Genomic DNA, 18,064 nt, shown 5'->3' with positions numbered 1-18,064 from the left:
TGTGCATCTCTACCAGGGATCGGGCATCACTTCCTTCACAACAAAAAAGCGTAAATTCCTAGAAGGAATTGAAACTTAAGAATTAAAACTAGGACTTTTTAACTATGAGCGAGTCAAGGATACCATCCCACAGTTCGTCAGAAAAAGTGGAACTATCTATCCATATAGATTCTGAACTGCTAGACCAAATTAAGCACCTGACGAATGACCCCAGCAAAGTCATTGAAACAGCAATCAAGCAGTGGCTCAGAGGCGAGCGTCGCGAAGACGATCAGGCTATGAGCTTGCGTCGCAACCCTCCAGTCCCGCCCCGTGGCGAGTGGAACGACTGAGGTTCTGTCCTCTCTCGCCCGATACAGCGCGTGCAAATCTGCTGGGTGCAAATCTGCTGGGTGTGAAATTCGCCCGCGCGAACTCTGGCTGCGATCTCCGGCAGATTTCAGGGCGAAATACAGGTTGTTCGGAGCAATCTGGGGCAAACTCACAACCTGGGAACTTTTCTCTTGTGACGGCAAAAAAACGCCAGCCAGTCCCCGACTTGAGTTACCCGCAGCCTAAAATTTTGGTGGAATTTTCAAACTAGATCGTTAATCAGTGCAGACTACTAATTCCTAAATCTTAATTTGTATTTTTTGATTCCCCAAAATAGCTGACAATAAATAGTTGTGAGTTTTGAGTTGAGTTCTGAATTAAATAATTAATATTGTTTGAGTTCATTAATAACTCAAAACTCAATGGTATCAGCCTAAAATAGTTGTGAAGTGTGAGTGTTGAGCTGTGAATTATCAATTAAAAAGCCAACAACTTTTTAATTAATTAATATAGCAACCGCGCCAGACGGTGAGGAAGTTCTTAATTGCTGAAACATAAACGGTCAATTCCTTCTATCCGTGACATCCGTTAAATCCGTTAAAAAATCCGTTGCCGAACTTCCTCCTATCCGTTAAATCCCGTACATTGCTCGTTGCCGAACTTTCTTCTGCCATAACTCACAACTTAACCGTCGAAGCCCAAAACAATTTTGAGTATTGATTTTTGCATTTAAATTTCAAAACTCAAAAATCTGAACTACTTTCATCCCCAACTCTGATGGACTCTAACACCGATTTCCGGCGATCGAGCCTCGCCTCTACAGCATTTTTTCAAGAGTTAGGGGCAGAATTAGTATTTACCCAAGACGCAAGGGGTAGATATCTATCTTTTTACTGGGAAAAAGCCGATCAGTACAACCTCACAGCAGACCAAATTGTCGATCGCCCCCTCAGCGAAACCCTACAACCCATCGCCCCTGTACCTTATCTAGATCGCCTGCGCAGGGTGCTAGAAACCCTCGTCCCGCAAAGGTTCAGCTATCCATTTTGCCACGCCGGACAATATTTTCTGTTAGATTTGACAGTCACTCCCGCGATCGACTCCAACGGCAAAGCTACAAAAGTCTTAGTTATGGGAAGACTGCTGTCTGACAAACCCACAGACAGGCCACCAGATTCCGCAGAATTCATGCTCTATCGAGCTGTGCCATCCCCCTCCGACGCGCGCCAACAAATGCTGCTTCCCGCAAGCCGCAACCGCAGTCGATCGCTCCCTCCCTACTCAAAAATTGATCGCACAATCATCTCCCAAATTGCTCAAAACCTGCACAGAACCCTCGATCTAGAGACAATTTGGCAACAAACAGCTAACAGTTTGGGTCAAGTCTTGAACGCGAGCCGCTGCATCATCTGTTCCTCCAAAAAAGACAGCGAAAACCTCGAATATTCGGACTTTCTTCCCTCAGAAAATCCCCAAAAATATCCAGTCCCAACAGCCGAATTACAACAATCAATTACCAGCGATCGATCGCCCCCGCTGTCTGCCGATCAAATCGAAAATCTCCAATCCAAAACCTTTAAAATAGTAGCTGAGTACCGCCAAGAATCTTACTCTTCGATGCTGGGACTAGAACTGCGCGCAGCCGAACAGGCGGGATGGATTCAAACTTTAGCCACCTTAAAACCCGTAGCAGTCGATTACGCATCCCCCATTGTCGATCGCTTCGATCGCCATTCCGTCCTCGTAGCAGCTACCTCCTATGAAGGCCAACCCAATGCCCTCATCTGCTTGCACCGCTGCGGCAGTTCCCCAAAATGGAGTCCAGTCGAACTCGAATTCGCCCGCGAATTAGTCGCCCAAGTCGGCAGCGCGATCGCCCACGCTACACTTTACCAAGAATTAGAACAAGCCCGCGCCGAAGCCGTAGCTCTTTCCCAACTGAAAAGTCAATTTCTTGCCAATACTTCCCACGAACTCCGCACCCCCCTCAACGGCATTCTCGGCTTCCTGAAACTGGTGATGGATGGCATGGCAGATGACCCCGAAGAAGCGCACCAATTTATCACAGAAGCTTATCAATCGGCATTACACTTGTTCAATGTGATTAACGATATTTTGGATATCGCTAAAATCGAAGCTGGCAAAATGGAGTTAGATCTCGCTCCTGTCAAACTAGGCGAACTGTTGCAGCAAGTAGAGAATTTTACGATGGTTCAAGTGCAGCAAAAGCGATTGCAATTTCAAATCCAAACATCTACCGCCGAGGAGGAGATTATTTTGTACGCCAACTACCAACGCCTGCTTCAGGTAATCTTGAACCTCACTGGAAACGCGATTAAATTTACCAAGGAAGGGGGAATTCGCATTAGTGCCGAAGTTATTAAGAAAAAAGTGACTGTTAACAACCAGGAGTTCCCCGGAATCGTGAAAATCCGAGTCGCTGATACTGGCATTGGGGTTTCTCTGGACAAGCAATATAAATTATTTGAGTCATTTTTTCAGGTAGACGGCGATCGTACCAGGCAATACGGCGGCACCGGTTTGGGATTGGCTATTTCTCAAAAGCTGATAGAAGCAATGGGCGGTACAGTAAATTTTTACAGTATGGGGGAAGGACTCGGATCAACTGTTACTTTTACCGTCCCGCTTTATCAAGAACCGCTCTTTAAAAATTAATCATCGGCAATCTGGACGTTGCAAGAAGGAAGAAGCAAGAAGCAACAAGGGAGTTAGTTGCTGTCAGGAGCAAGGAGGAATCTGGGCACCAGTAAAGATTTAAGTCCCGCATTCAAAAAGTCGAATATTTACCGTGCAGACAAGTCTTCTGCCTGGAAAATATGACACTTGCATCTATATATTCCTTAACAGTTGACAGTTAACAGTTGACAGTTGACAGCGAAGTTTTCAGGCAGGGGATTTAAGCCCCAGCCTAAAAACAATCCACCTAAAGGTGGGGGCTTAAATCCCCTGTGCTTTGGTTAATAAATTCGGTGGCTGGTTACTCAATTATTTTTAGGTAATTAGGGTTTTGTGCAGCACAGCATACCAACTACCAAACGTAGCATCTGGTATACTTATCCTATAGCGGTTCTCAAAAAAATGAGGTAGGCTCTATGCCTTATGCCCCATGCCCTATGCCCTATGCCCTATGCCCTATGCCCTATGCCTACCCGATCTTTCTGAGAAAGGCTATATGATGTGCGATCGAACTAACCCCATCAAATAGATTATTTTACCGGAAATGATATTCCCAGCATAAGATGGCAGTTTCGCACTTTTAATGTTTTTAACTTGTGCTTGACGAAATTACCAATCGCCCTATTTTTTCTTGGTTGGTGGAGGGCTGACATAGCGCGCCCAAAAAGGTTCTTCCATATTTTTCACTGCTGCTAGTTTTTGGCGTTCCTCCTGTATGCGCTGGCGTTCTGAAAGGTTAGAAAATATGTTGATACTGCCGAAAATCTCGCCAACCGCATCTTGCACGGGTGCAGCCCAAACCCAAATATCGATCGAACTACCGTCCTTTTTTAACAAAGACACTTCCAAACCGCTTTCCGGTTTTCCATTACCCGCAGACTTCAGCAGCGCGTAAAAATCCTGCTTTTGCCCTTCAGGAATATTCGGCAATGGTTGCCCTAAAACCTCAGCCGCAGTCCAGCCAAAAAGTTGTTCGGCGGCGCGGTTCCAGACAAGAGTACGGCCGTCATTGCTGGTACAATTAATCGCTAGTGGCGCTGATCCAATTTGTGCTTGCAAAACTCCGCCCGCGAGTTGCAGTTTCAATTCTACTTGCTTGCGATCGGTAATTTCCTGACAAGCACCCCACAAACGAACAACCCGCCCTTCAGTTTTGTCCCACACCGCTTGCCAGCAGTCCCGCACCCAGCGCACACCACCATTTTTGTTAACAATGCGATACTCATTGACCCCCATACTTCTAGAAGTACAGCCTTCTAATTGTTTAATTAACATTTCCCTGTCATCAGGGTGAACGATATTTGAACTCCACCAGCCCGACGCAATTAATTCTTCAGGAAGATGACCACTCACGCGCGCCAAAGCTTCCGTTACCCACTCACAAACAAAGTTACCGTTGGGAAGTGCCTGAAAAGAATAGGCAAAATCCGAAGTAATTTGTGACATAATTTTGTAGTGCCGTTGCGAATCTTGGATGGCGATTTCTGCTTGCTTGCGTTCCCCAATTTCGCGATAATTAATCAAAATTCCCTGCACACTAGAATCGTAAAGCAAATTGTTGCCGATCGCCTCCATGTACCTCCAAGAACCGTCAGCGTGGCGTTTCCGATATTCGATCGGCCCCGCAATTCCTGGCTTTTCTAGCAACTTGCCAAAATATGCCTGCCAAGTCAGCAAATCGTCTGGATGAATCAACTCGCCATGAAACTTGCCAATTCTCTCTTCGGGCTTGTAACCAAAAATTCGCTCTAGGGCTCCGCTGTGGTATCGGACTCGCCCGTCGGAGGCGATAATACTAATTAGATCAGGAGAACTACGCAGTATAGTTTGCAGTTTTGCTTCACTTTTAGTTAATGCTTGATTGTGCCGGCGCTGCTGACTGATTTCTTTGTCCAATTTCTCCTGTAGCTGTCTGATTTGCGCTCTTTGCTGCGCGATTGTGCGTTCCAAAAGTCGATTTAAATTTTCTGCCTCAACTAACTTTGCTGCATTATTAGTCACGCTTTCAAACTGGGGAATGGTTGCCATTTCCTGCAAAGAATTTGACAGATTTTCCACGGTTTTTATTAAAATCGCCTGTTGCGGAGTTGGCAAATGGTTAACTTGTTCCTGCAACGTTTCTAAGTATTTGTAAAGTGTTTCTAGCATTTTATTAATTAGGGAACCGAATAGTTGCCACAGGTGGAAAATCTTAAAAGCGGACAGAATTTTTTTTTAAGATAACCCATAACTAAGACTGCTGTCAGGCGATCGAATGTGATTTTAATCCCACCTTCGGCACCCTCAACTGTCACAATCGGTTTTTACTTACTTTTATTGATATATTAAGTTATAAATTATACTTATATTATACATTTTAAATGATAAATATTTTAGCAAAGGCATAATTTATCACTTGAAAAATCGATATTTTCCGAATAATTATACCGTGTGACACCCTAAATGCGGAAGGCTGTCCTGATTTTGTGGTGATAAGAAAACCGCATATCCTTACTCCGAGGGCATCATAGAATCACAAACAGTTGTGCTTGATACCGTATACATCATAAACCCAGGAGAGCCATGCGCGGAATGTGATTTTAATTACTAGCCATATTATGACTTTATTTTTCAAATTATAGCAACCGAGACAGAAAGTAAATTTTTGTTGCGCTAAGATCAACATCGCAGCAGCAGCCTCAAGAAGTGCTCGTGCCAGAGTCGGGAACCCGCCTATGCACTGAATGTGGGGGCAGCCAGCGGTTAAGCTAAACTAGATGGGTGTCAACACAAAGAGGAATTTATGTCAGAGCAAGCCAACGGTCGCGATTTGTTTCGCGCTGCTTACGAACACCGTTATACCTGGGATGCCAACTTTCCCGGTTACAGCGCCGATATTGAACTCAAACAAGGCAACGAAGTATATACGGGTCATGTTTCCATCAAACCAGACATGACAGTGGAAGTCAGCGGGATTGCAGATGAGGAAGTAAAGCAGAGCGTTTACACCCAAATGCGGGATATTGTGACTCACCGCAAGCGATCGACATTTGAAAAATCCCACGGCAAAAATAGCTTCACCCTGGGCGAGAAGGACAGCACCGACGCTGTGGATATTTTAGTGCAAGGCGACTCAATGGGCTCGAATTATAAAATCCGAGGTCTGTCAATTTGTCAAGTCAGCCGGGTGATGGGCCGCATGGCTTTCGTCATTGACACGCACAAAAGCTTAGAGACTCCTGAAGGTTCTTTGGCCAGCCATTACGATGCCGTTTTCCGCAACCCCGAAACCAACGAAATCACTAGAGAACTGGAATTTGAAGATACTTTTGACAAGATAGGCGACTATTATGTCATGACTAAGCAAGTAGTGCGATCGAAAGAAAAAGGTCAAGAAACGACAACCGAGTTTAACTACTCCAACGTCAAAATGCTAGAACCAGCAGTAGTCTAGGGTTACAGGTAAGGTGCGCACTGCGCACCCTACATGAATCGAAGTTGTGCGTCAGTCCTGCTGGATTTAGCAGCAAGTAACGGTACGATCGAACTAAGTCAATTGTACGAATAATTTTTGAGGTAAAATATGACGACACTAGCACTAACCAGAGATAACGTCGAAACAGTTCTCGATGAAATGCGCCCCTACCTGATATCCGACGGCGGCAACGTGGAACTCGTAGAAATCGACGGCCCAGTCGTACACCTGAGACTGCAAGGAGCTTGCGGTTCTTGCCCAAGTTCCACAATGACTCTGAGAATGGGCATTGAACGTCGCCTGCGCGAGGCCATCCCAGAAATTTCTGAAGTCGAACAGGTAATGTAATTAGTCAGTTGACAGTTGACAGTTGACAGTTGACAGTTGACAGTTGACAGTTGACAGTTGACAGTTGACAGTTGACAGTTGACGGCTGACTGTTGACTGTTAACAATTACTAATTACTAATTCCCGAAGATAGCGGTTCTCAAAAAAGTGAGGATAGCCCTATGCCCTATGCTCTATGCCCTATGCCGGATAGTACCTCATCTTTCTGAAAAAGGCTATATCAATCACTAATTATCAATTACCAGTTACCAATTATCAATTCCCTAATATCAATCACAAATTACCAATTACCAATTACCAATTACCAAAATCAATGTCTCATCCCCTTTACGTAGCCTTCATTTGGCACCAACACCAACCGCTCTACAAATCCAGAGTATTAGCTAGCGCAGGAGCATCCGAGTATCGACTGCCTTGGGTGCGCTTGCACGGAGTTAAAGACTACTTGGATTTAGTGCTGCTTCTGGCAAAATATCCCAAACTGCATCAAACCGTAAACCTGGTTCCTTCCTTGATTTTGCAGATAGAAGACTGTATCGCAGACCAAGCATTAGACCCTTATTTGGCGGTGACATTAAAGTCGGCAAAAAGTTTAAACATCGAAGAACAAGAGTTCATTTTAGAACACTTCTTTGATGCTAATTACCACACCCTGATTCAGCCGCATCCCCGCTACGCTCAACTCTACACTCAGCGGCAGGAAAAAGGCATTCAGTGGTGCTTGGCAAACTGGAAAGTGCAGGATTTTGGCGACTTGCTGGCGTGGCACAATTTAGCTTGGATTGACCCAATGTTTTGGGATGACCCGGAGATTGCAGGGTGGCTGAAACAAGGACAAAATTTCAATCTGGTAGACCGAAAAAATATCTATTCAAAACAAAAAGAAATCCTCGCCAGAATCATTCCACAGCACCGTAAAATGCAAGCTGAGGGACAGTTGGAAGTCTCCACAACTCCCTACACGCACCCGATTTTACCGCTACTTGCTGATACCAATGGCGGCCGCATAGCGATTCCTAACATGACGTTGCCAGAACATCGGTTTCAGTGGGCAGAAGATATTCCCAGACATTTGAGAAAATCTTGGGATATGTATCAAGATAGGTTCCATTGCGAACCGCGGGGTTTGTGGCCGTCGGAACAGGCAGTTAGCCCGGAAATTTTGCCCTATATTGCTAAACAAGGCTTTAAATGGATAGTCTCGGATGAGGCAGTATTGGGGTGGACAATTAAACACTTTTTTAACCGCGATGCGACGGGGAATGTCTGTGAACCAGAATTGTTATATCGCCCTTACCGTCTAGAAACTCCTGATGGCGATTTGGCGATCGTATTTCGAGACCACAGATTGTCTGATTTGATTGGTTTTACCTACGGTTCGATGGAACCGGAAAAAGCAGCATCGGATTTGGTGGGACACTTGGAGGCGATCGGCAGAACTCTCAAACACCGACAACCCGACGGCCAAACAGCTTTAGAAAATCCGTGGTTGGTGACGATCGCCCTAGACGGCGAAAATTGCTGGGAATTCTATCCCCAAGACGGCAAACCGTTCTTAGAATCACTCTATCAAACTCTCAGCGACAATCCAGATATCAAATTAGTCACAGTCTCGGAATTTCTCGACAAATTCCCGGCCACCGAAACCATACCCGCCGCCCAACTACACACCGGTTCCTGGGTTGACGGTTCCCTGACAACTTGGATCGGCGATCCCGCAAAAAATCGCGCTTGGGACTTGTTAGGGGCGGCGAGACAGGTATTGGCAAACCATCCAGAAGCCACAGAAGAGAGCAATCCAGAAGCTTGGGAAGCGCTGTTCGCGGCGGAAGGTTCCGACTGGTTCTGGTGGTTTGGCGAGGGCCACACGTCGAATCAAGATGCTATGTTCGATCGGCTATTTCGCGAACACGTAGCTGCAATCTACGAAGCTCTGGGCGAGCCTGTACCCCTAGAAGTGTGGCGGGAAGTAGAGGTGCACGAGGTTCAAGGTGACCACCAGCCGCTGAGCTTTATTCACCCGATTATCGACGGTATCGGCAACGAACAGGATTGGGACAAAGCCGGCCGGATTGAAGTTGGGGGAGCAAGGGGCACGATGCACCGGAGTTCGGCAATTCAGCGGCTTTGGTACGGGGTTGATCACTTGAATTTTTACCTTCGCGCCGACTTCAAGACTGGGGTGCGGCCGGGTATTGATTGCCCGCCGGAGTTAAATTTGTTGTGGTTTTATCCCGATCGCACAATGCACAATAGTCTGATGCCACTGTCTGGTTTGCCCGACGAAGCACCGCTAAACTATCGATTCCACCATCATTTAGAGATTAATTTGCTGACGAAATCGATTTGGTTTCAGGAAGCAGGAGAGGGCGATGAGTGGCATTCCCGCATCAGCCGCGCCCAAGTGGGATTGGATAAATGTTTGGAGGTAGCAGTGCCCTGGGCGGATTTGAATATTACGCCGGACTGGCAAATGAGGCTGATTGCGGTTTTATCGGAAGGGGAGCGTTACTCTACCTGTATGCCGGAAGATGCTTTGATTGCGATCGGAATGCCTTAAAGTGTCAGTTGACAGTTGACAGTTGACAGTTGACAGTTGTCAGTTGTCAGTAGTGCGAACTTAAGAGATCGCGAACGTTATTAGTTATCATCGGGTTTGCGTTTGCACGGGCATTATAATTTTCGCCGGTTCGTAGTGAGGACTTCAGTCCTCATTACAAACCCGATAGTGAGTAAATTTATTGGAAATCAGATCATTAGTCATTGGGAAATTATCAAGCTAATGAGCCGCATTTTGCTATTGGTCGATCGCCTCGAACAACATTTGCCGATCGCACACCTCAACACCGAGCATGAGGTGATCGTACTCGATCGCACTTCCGAACCAAGCTCCGAATTTTCGATTGCCAAAATCGCTTTTGACTTGTGCATTCTCGACGAGGCAAATTTCGATCGCATTGGGCCGGTGGTAGAAGCATTAAAAGCTGCCACCGAGCCGATATTTTTACCGTTTTTGCTCCTGAGAAAATCCCAAATATCGGCTGTTTCTGAGCCACCGTTTTCTCTAACAGCAAAACAACTCCAAGGCAAAATTGACGATTTAATCACAACTCCCGTAGATGCCACCCAACTGCACTTACGGGCAGAAAATTTGTTGGCGCGCAGGCGATTGTCCCTAGAAATCCATAGACTTCAGGAAGTAATTAAAGAACGCACTTTTACCGAAAGTTTGTTAATCGATTCGCTGCAAACGGCAAACGAAAACCTGCAACAGGAAATCCCTAAGCGGGCCCAGGTTGAAGCTGCACTGCGATCAAACTCCTACCTCGATTTGCTGATGAATGCCATGCCAGATATTGTCTGCTTTAAAGATGGCGAGGGCAGGTGGCAGGAGGCAAATCAAGCGATATTGGAATTGTTTGAGCTATCAGCAGATGAATACCGCGGACTCACAGATTCTCAGCTAGGAGAACTCAGCAGTTTTTACCGGGAGGCTCTACAGGGGTGCGAGGTGAGCGATGGAGAAGCGTGGGCAAAAGGTAAGCTTTTTAGAACAGAAGAAGTGGTTCTGCGATCGAATGGTACTGTAAAAATCTATGATGTGATTAAAGTACCGGTATTTTACCCCGACGGCAGACGCAAAAGTATCGTGATTTTGGGTCGCGACATTACCGAATACAAACAAGCACAAGACGAACTCGTGCGCTTAGCGTCCATTGTCGAGTCTTCCGATGACGGTATCATAGGAAAAACCATCGCCGGGACGATTCAAAGCTGGAACGCCGGGGCAGAGAATATTTACGGCTACTGTGCGCAGGAAATTAAAGGAAAGTCGATCGAGATTTTAGCAATTCCCGAACGCCCCAAGGAAATTCCCCAAATTCTGGAAAATATTCGGGCTGGAACCACCATTGACCATTACGAAACCGTACACTTGCGCAAAGACGGCCAACAGATAGATGTGTCCCTAACGATTTCTCCGATTAAAGACGCGACAGGAAAACTAACGGGCATTTCGACAATCGCTCGCGACATCAGCGACCGTAAGCGCATCGAAAAAGCGCTCGAACAACTCCGCCACCAAACAGAAATGATTTTGTTCTCCGCAGGAGAAGGAATTTGCGGGTTGAACAAACAAGGAAAAGTAACTTTTGTGAATCCGGCGGCGGTAAGAATGACCGGCTGCGAATCTAAGGAATTGATCGATCGACCACTTTATGAAAGCTTACACCGTTCACAGGCAGAATGCTCGCGGGCGATCGAGCAAATCTCATCTTTAACAGACATCAATTCCGCATCTCAACTTCCCCCAGATAGCGCCGCACCTGCGATGGGCCAACTGTCGAACCCAGTAAGTTCTCAAATTTTAGCCACCTTGGCAGACGGAGAGGCGCGGCGCGTCACCGATGAGGTTTTTTGGCGGCGAGATGGCAGCAGTTTTCCGGTTGAGTACGTTGTCGCTCCGATGCGAGAACAAGGCGAAATTATTGGCGCTGTGGTGACTTTTAAAGATATCACCGATCGGCTGGCGATCGATCGCATGAAAGATGAATTCATCTCCGTTGTCAGCCACGAACTGCGCACGCCGATGACCTCGATTCACGGCGCTCTCGGCCTCCTCAACAGCGGAGTGCTTGAGGCTTACCCCCAGAAAGCCAAGCGGATGCTGGAGATTGCTGTCACTAATACTGGCCGCTTGGTGCGATTGATCAACGACATCCTGGATTTAGAGCGCATGGATTCTAATTACAGCACTGCAATCAAACAAACTTGCAATGTCGCTGAGTTGATGTTGCAGGCGGCAGAGGAGATGCAGGGCATGGCTCAGCAGGCGGGAGTTACTCTGTCGGTGAGGCCTGTGGGAGCGCAATTACTGGCTATTCCCGATCGGCTAATTCAGACCTTGACAAATCTGCTCAGTAATGCTATCAAATTTTCGCCTCCGGGTGCTACGATTTGGCTAAGCGGGGAGTTGACGCACGATCGAGATTTGGCAGAAAAATCTGGGTTGAAGTCAGTGTCGTCTCCTGAATCTACCGGCATCAATCCGCACGTAGCAGTGAGTTCGGAAATCCTGATTACTGTGAAAGACCAAGGGCGGGGCATTCCGGCGGACAAGCTAGAGATGGTCTTTGAACGCTTCCAACAAGTTGATGCTTCTGATTCTCGCCAAAAGGAAGGTACTGGTTTGGGGCTGGCTATTTGTCGCAGTATCGTGCAGCAGCACGGAGGCCGGATTTGGGTGGAGAGCGTTTTGGGGGAGGGCAGCACTTTTTTCTTAAGTCTGCCAGTGATCAGGGAAGGGCTGGCGAGTGAAAGTTAATTTCTACCCATGTTTACCCACAGTTAGTCATTTTGTGCAGATTCTTGGCTGAAGTCATCGACAAACAATCTCAGCCTTTTATGCCATCATGGACTGCGGGCAAACATCGCGATTTGAAGTCGAAAAGCGGATTTTTGGGGACTCGGTTGTATAGCAACGCCCAAGGCGGTTACGACGTTCTTAATTGCTGAAACCCTTGCGGTTGATTGCTGCTCTCGCGACGATAACTAAAGCCTTCCTTCTTCCCTCTTCCTTCTTCCCTCTTCCTTCTTCCTTCTTCCTTCGGAAGCCTTCTGCTATACAGTTTTGAAAATTTACTGTAAAGTTCGATCGGGTAAAACAGTTGGCTTTACAAAATATTCACATTTAGCCTCTAGTCTGTGATCAGTTCTGATTGTTAAAAAAAATGTTAATTTTGACTGCCAAGCGCATCTTGGTGATTGATGATGCGGAAGATATTCGGGAAGTGGCTCAAGTCAGTCTTGAGGTGGTGGGTGGCTGGGAAGTCCTGACCGCGAGTTCTGGCCGCGAGGGTGTGGCTAAGGCTCTGGCTGAACAGCCTGATGCTATTCTCTTGGACGTGATGATGCCCGACCAAGATGGGCCTACTACTTTTAAACAGTTACAAGCTAATCATGCTACCCAGCATATTCCGGTAATTTTACTGACGGCTAAGGCTCTCGCTAGCGACAGGCGGATGTTCGCGGATTTGGGGGTGGTGAGTGTGATTGCTAAGCCTTTTGAACCGATGTCTTTGGCTACTCAGGTGGCTGAAGCTTTGGGCTGGGATCAAGCATAGGTCGTTAGCGCAGCCCTCGAAGAGGATCGTACACCTTGAATTCTATAATCAAAAAAAAATAAATTCTGCCTGCTCGGTTTTTATGCTGAATATAATTGGGCAGGATGATATTTTCTTTTGTAACAACTTGCCGATCTTCATCAGTTCTTCAGGTTTGGGCTTTAATTTAAGCATAGTGTCAGGGATCGATCCTGACTGTTGGCAGACACCTTGGGACAAGACGATTATGCCTTCAGCTTACATTTTGCTACTGATAGTTTCTCTGGCAGCAGTCTGGATTTACTGGCAAACCTCTCAAGATATTTTTGTTCTGGTTGGTTTGGCTGGACTGGGTTGCTTTGTTTGGGGTTTCTCTTTAGCCCCTTGGATTGTTCAGCTTCTGATTATGGTGTTGCTTTTTGGCGTGCAAAAGTGCTACTTGCGAGATGCTCAAAGTTTTGAGTGAAAAGAGATTTTTTTTGTCATGTCTGAATTTTAGATGCCCCGGCATTCGTCAATCCCTGTAATGAATTCGTTATCGATCCATATCTTAAAGAAGGTTTAAAATACCATGAATAGTTGCCCTTGTTGCTCATCTACACTGCTCCGACACGCTCGCCACAATCGCGTTTATTGGTTCTGTTCGCGCTGCTGGCAGGAAATGCCGGATCTGTCGGAGATGATTTTAGGTAATAGCCTGCGGACTCACAAACGGGATGGTTTGGTGAAGGTTCCGGCTTTGATTCCTCAAGTCAGGATTTTAAATTCAGTAGGAATTGCTTAGGAAAGCTGGAGTTAGTCTCGATATAAATATTGAGACGGAAAAGATTTTTGATTGTGCCATCGGTTTGAGTTTTTAATAAAAAGGCAAAAGCCCCTTCACTATCAATGAAGGGGGCTTATTGGTGAGCGATCGCACTTGTAAGGGGGTCGATCGCCCACCACACATTACAGCTATTGTATGGAGTTAAGCTGATTACATCAAACCGATTTGAGAGAGAATGCCTTGACCGGTGAGGAACTCGGTAGCTAAGCCAATAACGAAGCCCAGCATTGCCAAACGGCCGTTCCAGGTTTCAGCGAACTCGGTGAAGCCTACTTTTGCGTCTTTGTTTTCCATGACCAGAAACCTCGTTTAATTTCAACCTTATGTAACTAAACTTAACATAACAACAGAAACATTGCAACATATTTTTACATTTATTTTTCAAATGCTGGCGATAAGTGGGATGAATCTATGGGTCGAGGGGCTTGTGGGCGATCGCCCTTGTCAGGCGAGAAACCGGGTTTCTTGCGTGATTTCTCGTGACTCATCGCCAAAACTCGTAGAAACCCGGTTTCTGAGGGTGCGTAACTGGCGGTATCAGGTGGGCGAGAAACCGGGTTTCTTGGTAGATTTCTCGTGACTCGTCGCCAAAACTCGTAGAAACCCGGTTTCTGAGGGCGCGTAACTGGCGGTATCAGGTGGGCGAAAACCTTGCTGAGATATATAAGGATGTCAGAAAAACAATTTTTACTTAATACTTGACATCCAATAGTTAAAACGTTATGGTAAAGGCAGAGCTAAAACTAAATATCGCATTCAAAGTTAAGGAATGTTGATTGAGTCGTCTTAGCTACATGGTTTATAGAACTGGAACAAGCTTCTAGCACCCGGTTGAGCGGAAAGTAAGTCTAATGTCGTGTTAACAAGTTGATACAAGCTTGAGAAAACCGAAACATTATAGAGTTAGATTTCCCTTCAACGGGCTGCTACTAAGCTCCTTCCAGTTCTATAAATCCTGTAGCTAAGACGCTAATCAAATCCCTACAAAATCAAAGTGTTCTATGGTAACAGATTGTCTGGTGCGGAAATGTTCATTTTTGAGCAAATCCACAGGCAACGTTCCATTAATCCTAGATGCGTGATATGTCGAGGCTGTCCAGTCAACCTAATTTTAGGAATTACTCACATGGACGCTCATCGAACCTCAAATGGATTAATCTACCAACAGCAAGCTTTAGTTTCCATTTATTGGGATTATCAAAACATCCCAACTTTAAAACTAGCCCCAGAATTATTGCTCTTGGCTAGTGAATTTGGATATGTAGTCAACCGAAAAGTTTACGACTATTGGGAACAACGAAATAAGGCAGCACAAGAAACTTTACGCTCTCTAAATTTTGAATGTTCTCATGAACCCGTAAAAATCAAAAATGCTGTAGACTTTAATTTGTTTGGCGACTGCTGTAGCGAGGGGTCAAGTAGCCTATACCCACACACATTTATTATTGTATCGGGAGACGGCTACGGTAAAATTTTGATTCGCAAGCTGCAAGAAAAGGGTAAGAAGGTAATAATTGTTGCCCGCAAAGGTAATAATGATAGCGACAATCTGAAAAAGCTTGCCGATCGATTTTACTTTGTCGATGAATTGCCCAAGTCGATCGAGACTTACAAACTGACTGCCTAAACTTCCTAGACATTCACCCCGCCGCCGATAGCAAAAATCCAGTTTATTTGATAAACTAGATTCTCCAAGCCAACCGCTATCTGCGGCTCTTTCATGTCCGCCAACATAACAACACGAAACTTCAAAATCAATCACAATTATCCAACTCCCATGCTATTAACTAACCAAACACAAGAACTCCAAATAACCATTCCCCAATTCAACAATGAAAAACTGCTGCGCCAAGCACTAACCCACCGTTCCTACGTCAACGAAAACCCCACATTCCGCGAAGCAGACAACGAACGCTTAGAATTTCTCGGCGATGCTTTGCTGACATTTCTCAGCGGCGAATATCTCTATCAGCGTCACCCAGAAATGGGAGAAGATCAAATGACTCGCCGCCGTTCTGCATTAGTAGATGAAAAACAATTAGCCAGATTTGCTACTGAAATCAGTTTAGACTTAAAAATGCGACTCGGCAAAGGAGCTTATCGAGAAGGTGGAATTACTAATCCAAATTTGCTCAGCAGTACCTTTGAAGCATTCATTGGCGCTTACTATCTGGACACGGAAGATATGGACAAAGTTCGCGAGTTTGTGTGGCAAATGTTTGATTCTGTTCCCGAAAATGTTGTGGAAACGCGATCGACTGTAGACTCGAAAAACCGCTTTCAGGAGTGGGTACAAGCCAACGGTGACACGACTCCGCCCAAATACGTCACAGTCCAAGAAGGAGGTACGCCCCACCAGCCCCAATTTCTCGCTAAAGTTTATGTCGCAGACAAATCTTACGGAGAAGGTAAAGGTAAAAGCAAAAAAGATGCTGAAAAAAATGCCGCCGAAGATGCGCTAGCAAAGCTGAAAAAACGCGGACTGATCTAAACTAGAAAATATCGCTAAAAACTACTAGCTTTTTTGCCAGATGACACAAAAAAAACTGCCTCCCCGACTCTGGGGACAAATAAACTCGCCCAATCAAGGAGATAGAAAAACCCCAAATACTGCCTAAAGCGACTCTTTTTTTGTCAGAGTAGAAGCTCTTTTCGCTATGCGAATTAAAGCTCTAGGCGACATATCTTTATCGACAGTGATGCGAGAAATGCGGTAGTTATTTTTCAGTCGGTTTACTCTGAATAAATGGTCATCGTACAAAAAGCCTGTTAAATGATATTTAGGCAAAAGCTTTTCCACTTCCCTGTCTGATGCGCCGTAGGGATAGGCGATGTGAGCGCCAATAACTTTATTTTTGTCCAAATCTCCCATACATTTTCTCAATTCAGACTTAGATTTAGCAATTTCAAATTCTAATTCTTTTCCGCTAATTTGAGTAAAATTTTTGTGAGTAAAACCGTGAGACTGAACGTCATAAAAACCTTTTTGATATCCGTCTCTTAAATCGTTGCAAGTAGTGTGGGCTATAAAATTTTTGCCCATATTCACACCTAAAAAGTGAGGATTTACAAATAACACAAATTTGCCTTGTTTGTTGTGAACTACTGAAAGTTTTTCTAAGATCGGAAGTGCATTTTCATGAACGCCTTTATACCCGTCATCAAAGGATATCATAATCGGTTTTTGACCCAATCTTTGAGCGGGGATTGGCTGGGACTTGTCGATAAAGTATACGTACAAGTCTTGAGATGATAATAACCAATAGTTTTCTTTCATTATATATTCTAAAAATACTGACAAATCTTGTTTGCTGTAGTCTATGGAAAAAGCAAGCCGCTTCGGTGGCAATTGGGCGGGATTTTGAGTGTCTACAATGTCGTGAAAGCCGATTAAAGGGATTTTGATGAAATTAGATTCTACTGTCCAGCCAGAAACACCTATACTGATAGCAAATATCAGCAATAAGTAAATCAGTTTGGCTTTGTGTAGGAGCCGAAACAGAAAACTTCTCAAAAATTTTATGTTTTCTAGCAATTGATCGAGCCTCATACTTTTTTTACCAATTTGTGTGCTTTTCATCTCTACCATTAATAGATGCAAATTCAGCTAACTTGACATTTTTTTGATATTTATTTGAAATCTAGGTAGAGTGTGCGGTGCAGTAGCCCGATCGCCCAAACTGATTTCCAGAACCCACAATGCGCTATAATCGGGGCTGGCGCGAGTGTTACGGCTGTCATCGAGGGTTGCAATGGCAGAAATCCGTTGACGAGTACCCAAGTGTCGATCGTACTTTTGGAAATATCAGAGCAATTGATGTCTACTCAAAACCCGACTACCCTGACTGTTGAAGCGGCACAGCAAATCCTCAAAGATTTTACTTGTCTGGATATGCAATCTGTAGCATCGCCGCTGGAAAAACAGGCGCTGCGTGAAGCGATTTTGCTGGTAGCAAGTTTGTCGGATTACCAAATGCTGGGAGTTTGCGCTACTTCGACGGATGAGGGCTTTTCAGCTTTAGCAACTTATTTGAAGGCTTTGGGATATCAAGCTGTTTTAGATCCAAGTGCTTTTGCTTCATTTACTGGTTCGGTTTATATTAAGTTTAATACTTTGAAGGGTTCGTATTATGTTGATGGCTATCCGGGAACTTATCGGGGCGTGTTAGTATCGTGCCAATTTTCCTCGGAAGATGGAGTTAGCGGGACTTACGGTCATTTACCTCTTGATTTATTTGTTGATTAATTGGGAAGAAGGAAGAAGGAAGAAGGAAGAAGGAAGAAGGAAGAAGGAAGAAGGAAGAAGGAAGAAGGAAGAAGGAAGAA

At 45.2% G+C, this 18,064-nt stretch carries 15 protein-coding genes; 12 read left to right on the top strand and 3 right to left on the bottom strand.

Going from position 1 to position 18,064, the window contains the following annotated elements:
* Nucleotides 1-104 precede the first annotated feature (104 nt).
* Both QUB52_RS10445 and QUB52_RS10440 read left to right on the top strand, forming a co-directional pair.
* Nucleotides 105-332: a type II toxin-antitoxin system CcdA family antitoxin gene (locus QUB52_RS10445; protein WP_265237347.1), complete on the top strand. Its 228-nt coding sequence runs from the start codon at nt 105-107 to the stop codon at nt 330-332.
* Nucleotides 333-1,089: 757 nt separating this feature from the next.
* A complete protein-coding gene (locus QUB52_RS10440; protein WP_332973590.1) occupies nt 1,090-2,988 on the top strand; it encodes an ATP-binding protein in 1,899 nt (632 codons plus the stop codon).
* A gap of 642 nt (nt 2,989-3,630) precedes the next feature.
* On the opposite strand, the gene QUB52_RS10435 is transcribed toward QUB52_RS10440, so the two are convergent.
* The gene (locus QUB52_RS10435; RefSeq protein ID WP_332973589.1) at nt 3,631-5,157 is read right to left on the bottom strand and encodes a PAS domain-containing protein; all 1,527 of its coding nucleotides are present in this window, start codon (nt 5,155-5,157) and stop codon (nt 3,631-3,633) included.
* A 634-nt stretch (nt 5,158-5,791) separates the two neighbouring features.
* Between QUB52_RS10435 and QUB52_RS10430 the strand changes: the two genes are divergently transcribed.
* The 7 genes from QUB52_RS10430 to QUB52_RS10400 all read left to right on the top strand — a co-directional run bounded on the left by QUB52_RS10430 (nt 5,792) and on the right by QUB52_RS10400 (nt 13,696).
* Entirely contained in the window at nt 5,792-6,442 is a 651-nt protein-coding gene (locus tag QUB52_RS10430) for a DUF3386 domain-containing protein (protein ID WP_265237341.1), read from the top strand.
* Nucleotides 6,443-6,571: 129 nt separating this feature from the next.
* A complete protein-coding gene (locus QUB52_RS10425; RefSeq protein WP_193975189.1) occupies nt 6,572-6,811 on the top strand; it encodes a NifU family protein in 240 nt (79 codons plus the stop codon).
* 313 nt (nt 6,812-7,124) lie between these two features.
* The gene (locus tag QUB52_RS10420; protein WP_332969960.1) at nt 7,125-9,371 is read left to right on the top strand and encodes a glycoside hydrolase; all 2,247 of its coding nucleotides are present in this window, start codon (nt 7,125-7,127) and stop codon (nt 9,369-9,371) included.
* Nucleotides 9,372-9,539: 168 nt separating this feature from the next.
* Nucleotides 9,540-12,134, top strand: coding sequence for a PAS domain S-box protein (locus QUB52_RS10415; protein WP_332976169.1), 2,595 nt, complete (start codon nt 9,540-9,542; stop codon nt 12,132-12,134).
* Nucleotides 12,135-12,540: 406 nt separating this feature from the next.
* On the top strand, nt 12,541-12,933 hold the full coding sequence (locus QUB52_RS10410) for a response regulator (RefSeq protein ID WP_265237324.1): 393 nt from the start codon (nt 12,541-12,543) through the stop codon (nt 12,931-12,933).
* 82 nt (nt 12,934-13,015) lie between these two features.
* Nucleotides 13,016-13,378, top strand: coding sequence for a hypothetical protein (locus QUB52_RS10405; RefSeq protein ID WP_265237322.1), 363 nt, complete (start codon nt 13,016-13,018; stop codon nt 13,376-13,378).
* Nucleotides 13,379-13,483: 105 nt separating this feature from the next.
* Nucleotides 13,484-13,696, top strand: a complete 213-nt coding sequence (locus QUB52_RS10400; RefSeq protein WP_265237320.1) for a hypothetical protein — start codon at nt 13,484-13,486, stop codon at nt 13,694-13,696.
* A gap of 192 nt (nt 13,697-13,888) precedes the next feature.
* Here QUB52_RS10400 and QUB52_RS10395 read toward each other — a convergent pair whose 3' ends face one another.
* A complete protein-coding gene (locus QUB52_RS10395) occupies nt 13,889-14,032 on the bottom strand; it encodes a chlorophyll a/b-binding protein (RefSeq protein ID WP_015176459.1) in 144 nt (47 codons plus the stop codon).
* Between the two features lie 832 nt (nt 14,033-14,864).
* Here QUB52_RS10395 and QUB52_RS10390 point away from each other — a divergent pair.
* The gene (locus tag QUB52_RS10390) at nt 14,865-15,365 is read left to right on the top strand and encodes an NYN domain-containing protein (protein WP_332975434.1); all 501 of its coding nucleotides are present in this window, start codon (nt 14,865-14,867) and stop codon (nt 15,363-15,365) included.
* Between the two features lie 150 nt (nt 15,366-15,515).
* Nucleotides 15,516-16,229, top strand: a complete 714-nt coding sequence (gene rnc, locus QUB52_RS10385) for a ribonuclease III (protein WP_332975433.1) — start codon at nt 15,516-15,518, stop codon at nt 16,227-16,229.
* 123 nt (nt 16,230-16,352) lie between these two features.
* On the opposite strand, the gene QUB52_RS10380 is transcribed toward rnc, so the two are convergent.
* A complete protein-coding gene (locus QUB52_RS10380) occupies nt 16,353-17,288 on the bottom strand; it encodes a polysaccharide deacetylase family protein (protein ID WP_265237312.1) in 936 nt (311 codons plus the stop codon).
* 216 nt (nt 17,289-17,504) lie between these two features.
* Between QUB52_RS10380 and QUB52_RS10375 the strand changes: the two genes are divergently transcribed.
* A complete protein-coding gene (locus QUB52_RS10375; protein WP_332975432.1) occupies nt 17,505-17,984 on the top strand; it encodes a DUF1824 family protein in 480 nt (159 codons plus the stop codon).
* The last annotated feature ends 80 nt before the right edge of the window (nt 17,985-18,064 follow it).

The sequence above is a fragment of the Microcoleus sp. A6-C6 genome (assembly GCF_036705955.1).
In the GTDB taxonomy this organism is placed as follows: domain Bacteria; phylum Cyanobacteriota; class Cyanobacteriia; order Cyanobacteriales; family Microcoleaceae; genus Microcoleus.
Note: the sequence above shows the minus strand (reverse complement) of the source record. Positions and strands in the feature narration are given on the sequence as shown.

What these genes read in the sequence shown, in the direction of transcription:
- QUB52_RS10445 (WP_265237347.1), top strand. Translation starts at nt 105, where the DNA reads ATGAGCGAGTCAAGGATACCATCCCACAGTTCGTCAGAAAAAGTGGAA.
- QUB52_RS10440 (WP_332973590.1), top strand. Translation starts at nt 1,090, where the DNA reads ATGGACTCTAACACCGATTTCCGGCGATCGAGCCTCGCCTCTACAGCA.
- QUB52_RS10435 (WP_332973589.1), bottom strand. Translation starts at nt 5,157, where the DNA reads ATGCTAGAAACACTTTACAAATACTTAGAAACGTTGCAGGAACAAGTT.
- QUB52_RS10430 (WP_265237341.1), top strand. Translation starts at nt 5,792, where the DNA reads ATGTCAGAGCAAGCCAACGGTCGCGATTTGTTTCGCGCTGCTTACGAA.
- QUB52_RS10425 (WP_193975189.1), top strand. Translation starts at nt 6,572, where the DNA reads ATGACGACACTAGCACTAACCAGAGATAACGTCGAAACAGTTCTCGAT.
- QUB52_RS10420 (WP_332969960.1), top strand. Translation starts at nt 7,125, where the DNA reads ATGTCTCATCCCCTTTACGTAGCCTTCATTTGGCACCAACACCAACCG.
- QUB52_RS10410 (WP_265237324.1), top strand. Translation starts at nt 12,541, where the DNA reads ATGTTAATTTTGACTGCCAAGCGCATCTTGGTGATTGATGATGCGGAA.
- QUB52_RS10405 (WP_265237322.1), top strand. Translation starts at nt 13,016, where the DNA reads ATGCTGAATATAATTGGGCAGGATGATATTTTCTTTTGTAACAACTTG.
- QUB52_RS10400 (WP_265237320.1), top strand. Translation starts at nt 13,484, where the DNA reads ATGAATAGTTGCCCTTGTTGCTCATCTACACTGCTCCGACACGCTCGC.
- QUB52_RS10395 (WP_015176459.1), bottom strand. Translation starts at nt 14,032, where the DNA reads ATGGAAAACAAAGACGCAAAAGTAGGCTTCACCGAGTTCGCTGAAACC.
- QUB52_RS10390 (WP_332975434.1), top strand. Translation starts at nt 14,865, where the DNA reads ATGGACGCTCATCGAACCTCAAATGGATTAATCTACCAACAGCAAGCT.
- rnc (WP_332975433.1), top strand. Translation starts at nt 15,516, where the DNA reads ATGCTATTAACTAACCAAACACAAGAACTCCAAATAACCATTCCCCAA.
- QUB52_RS10380 (WP_265237312.1), bottom strand. Translation starts at nt 17,288, where the DNA reads ATGAGGCTCGATCAATTGCTAGAAAACATAAAATTTTTGAGAAGTTTT.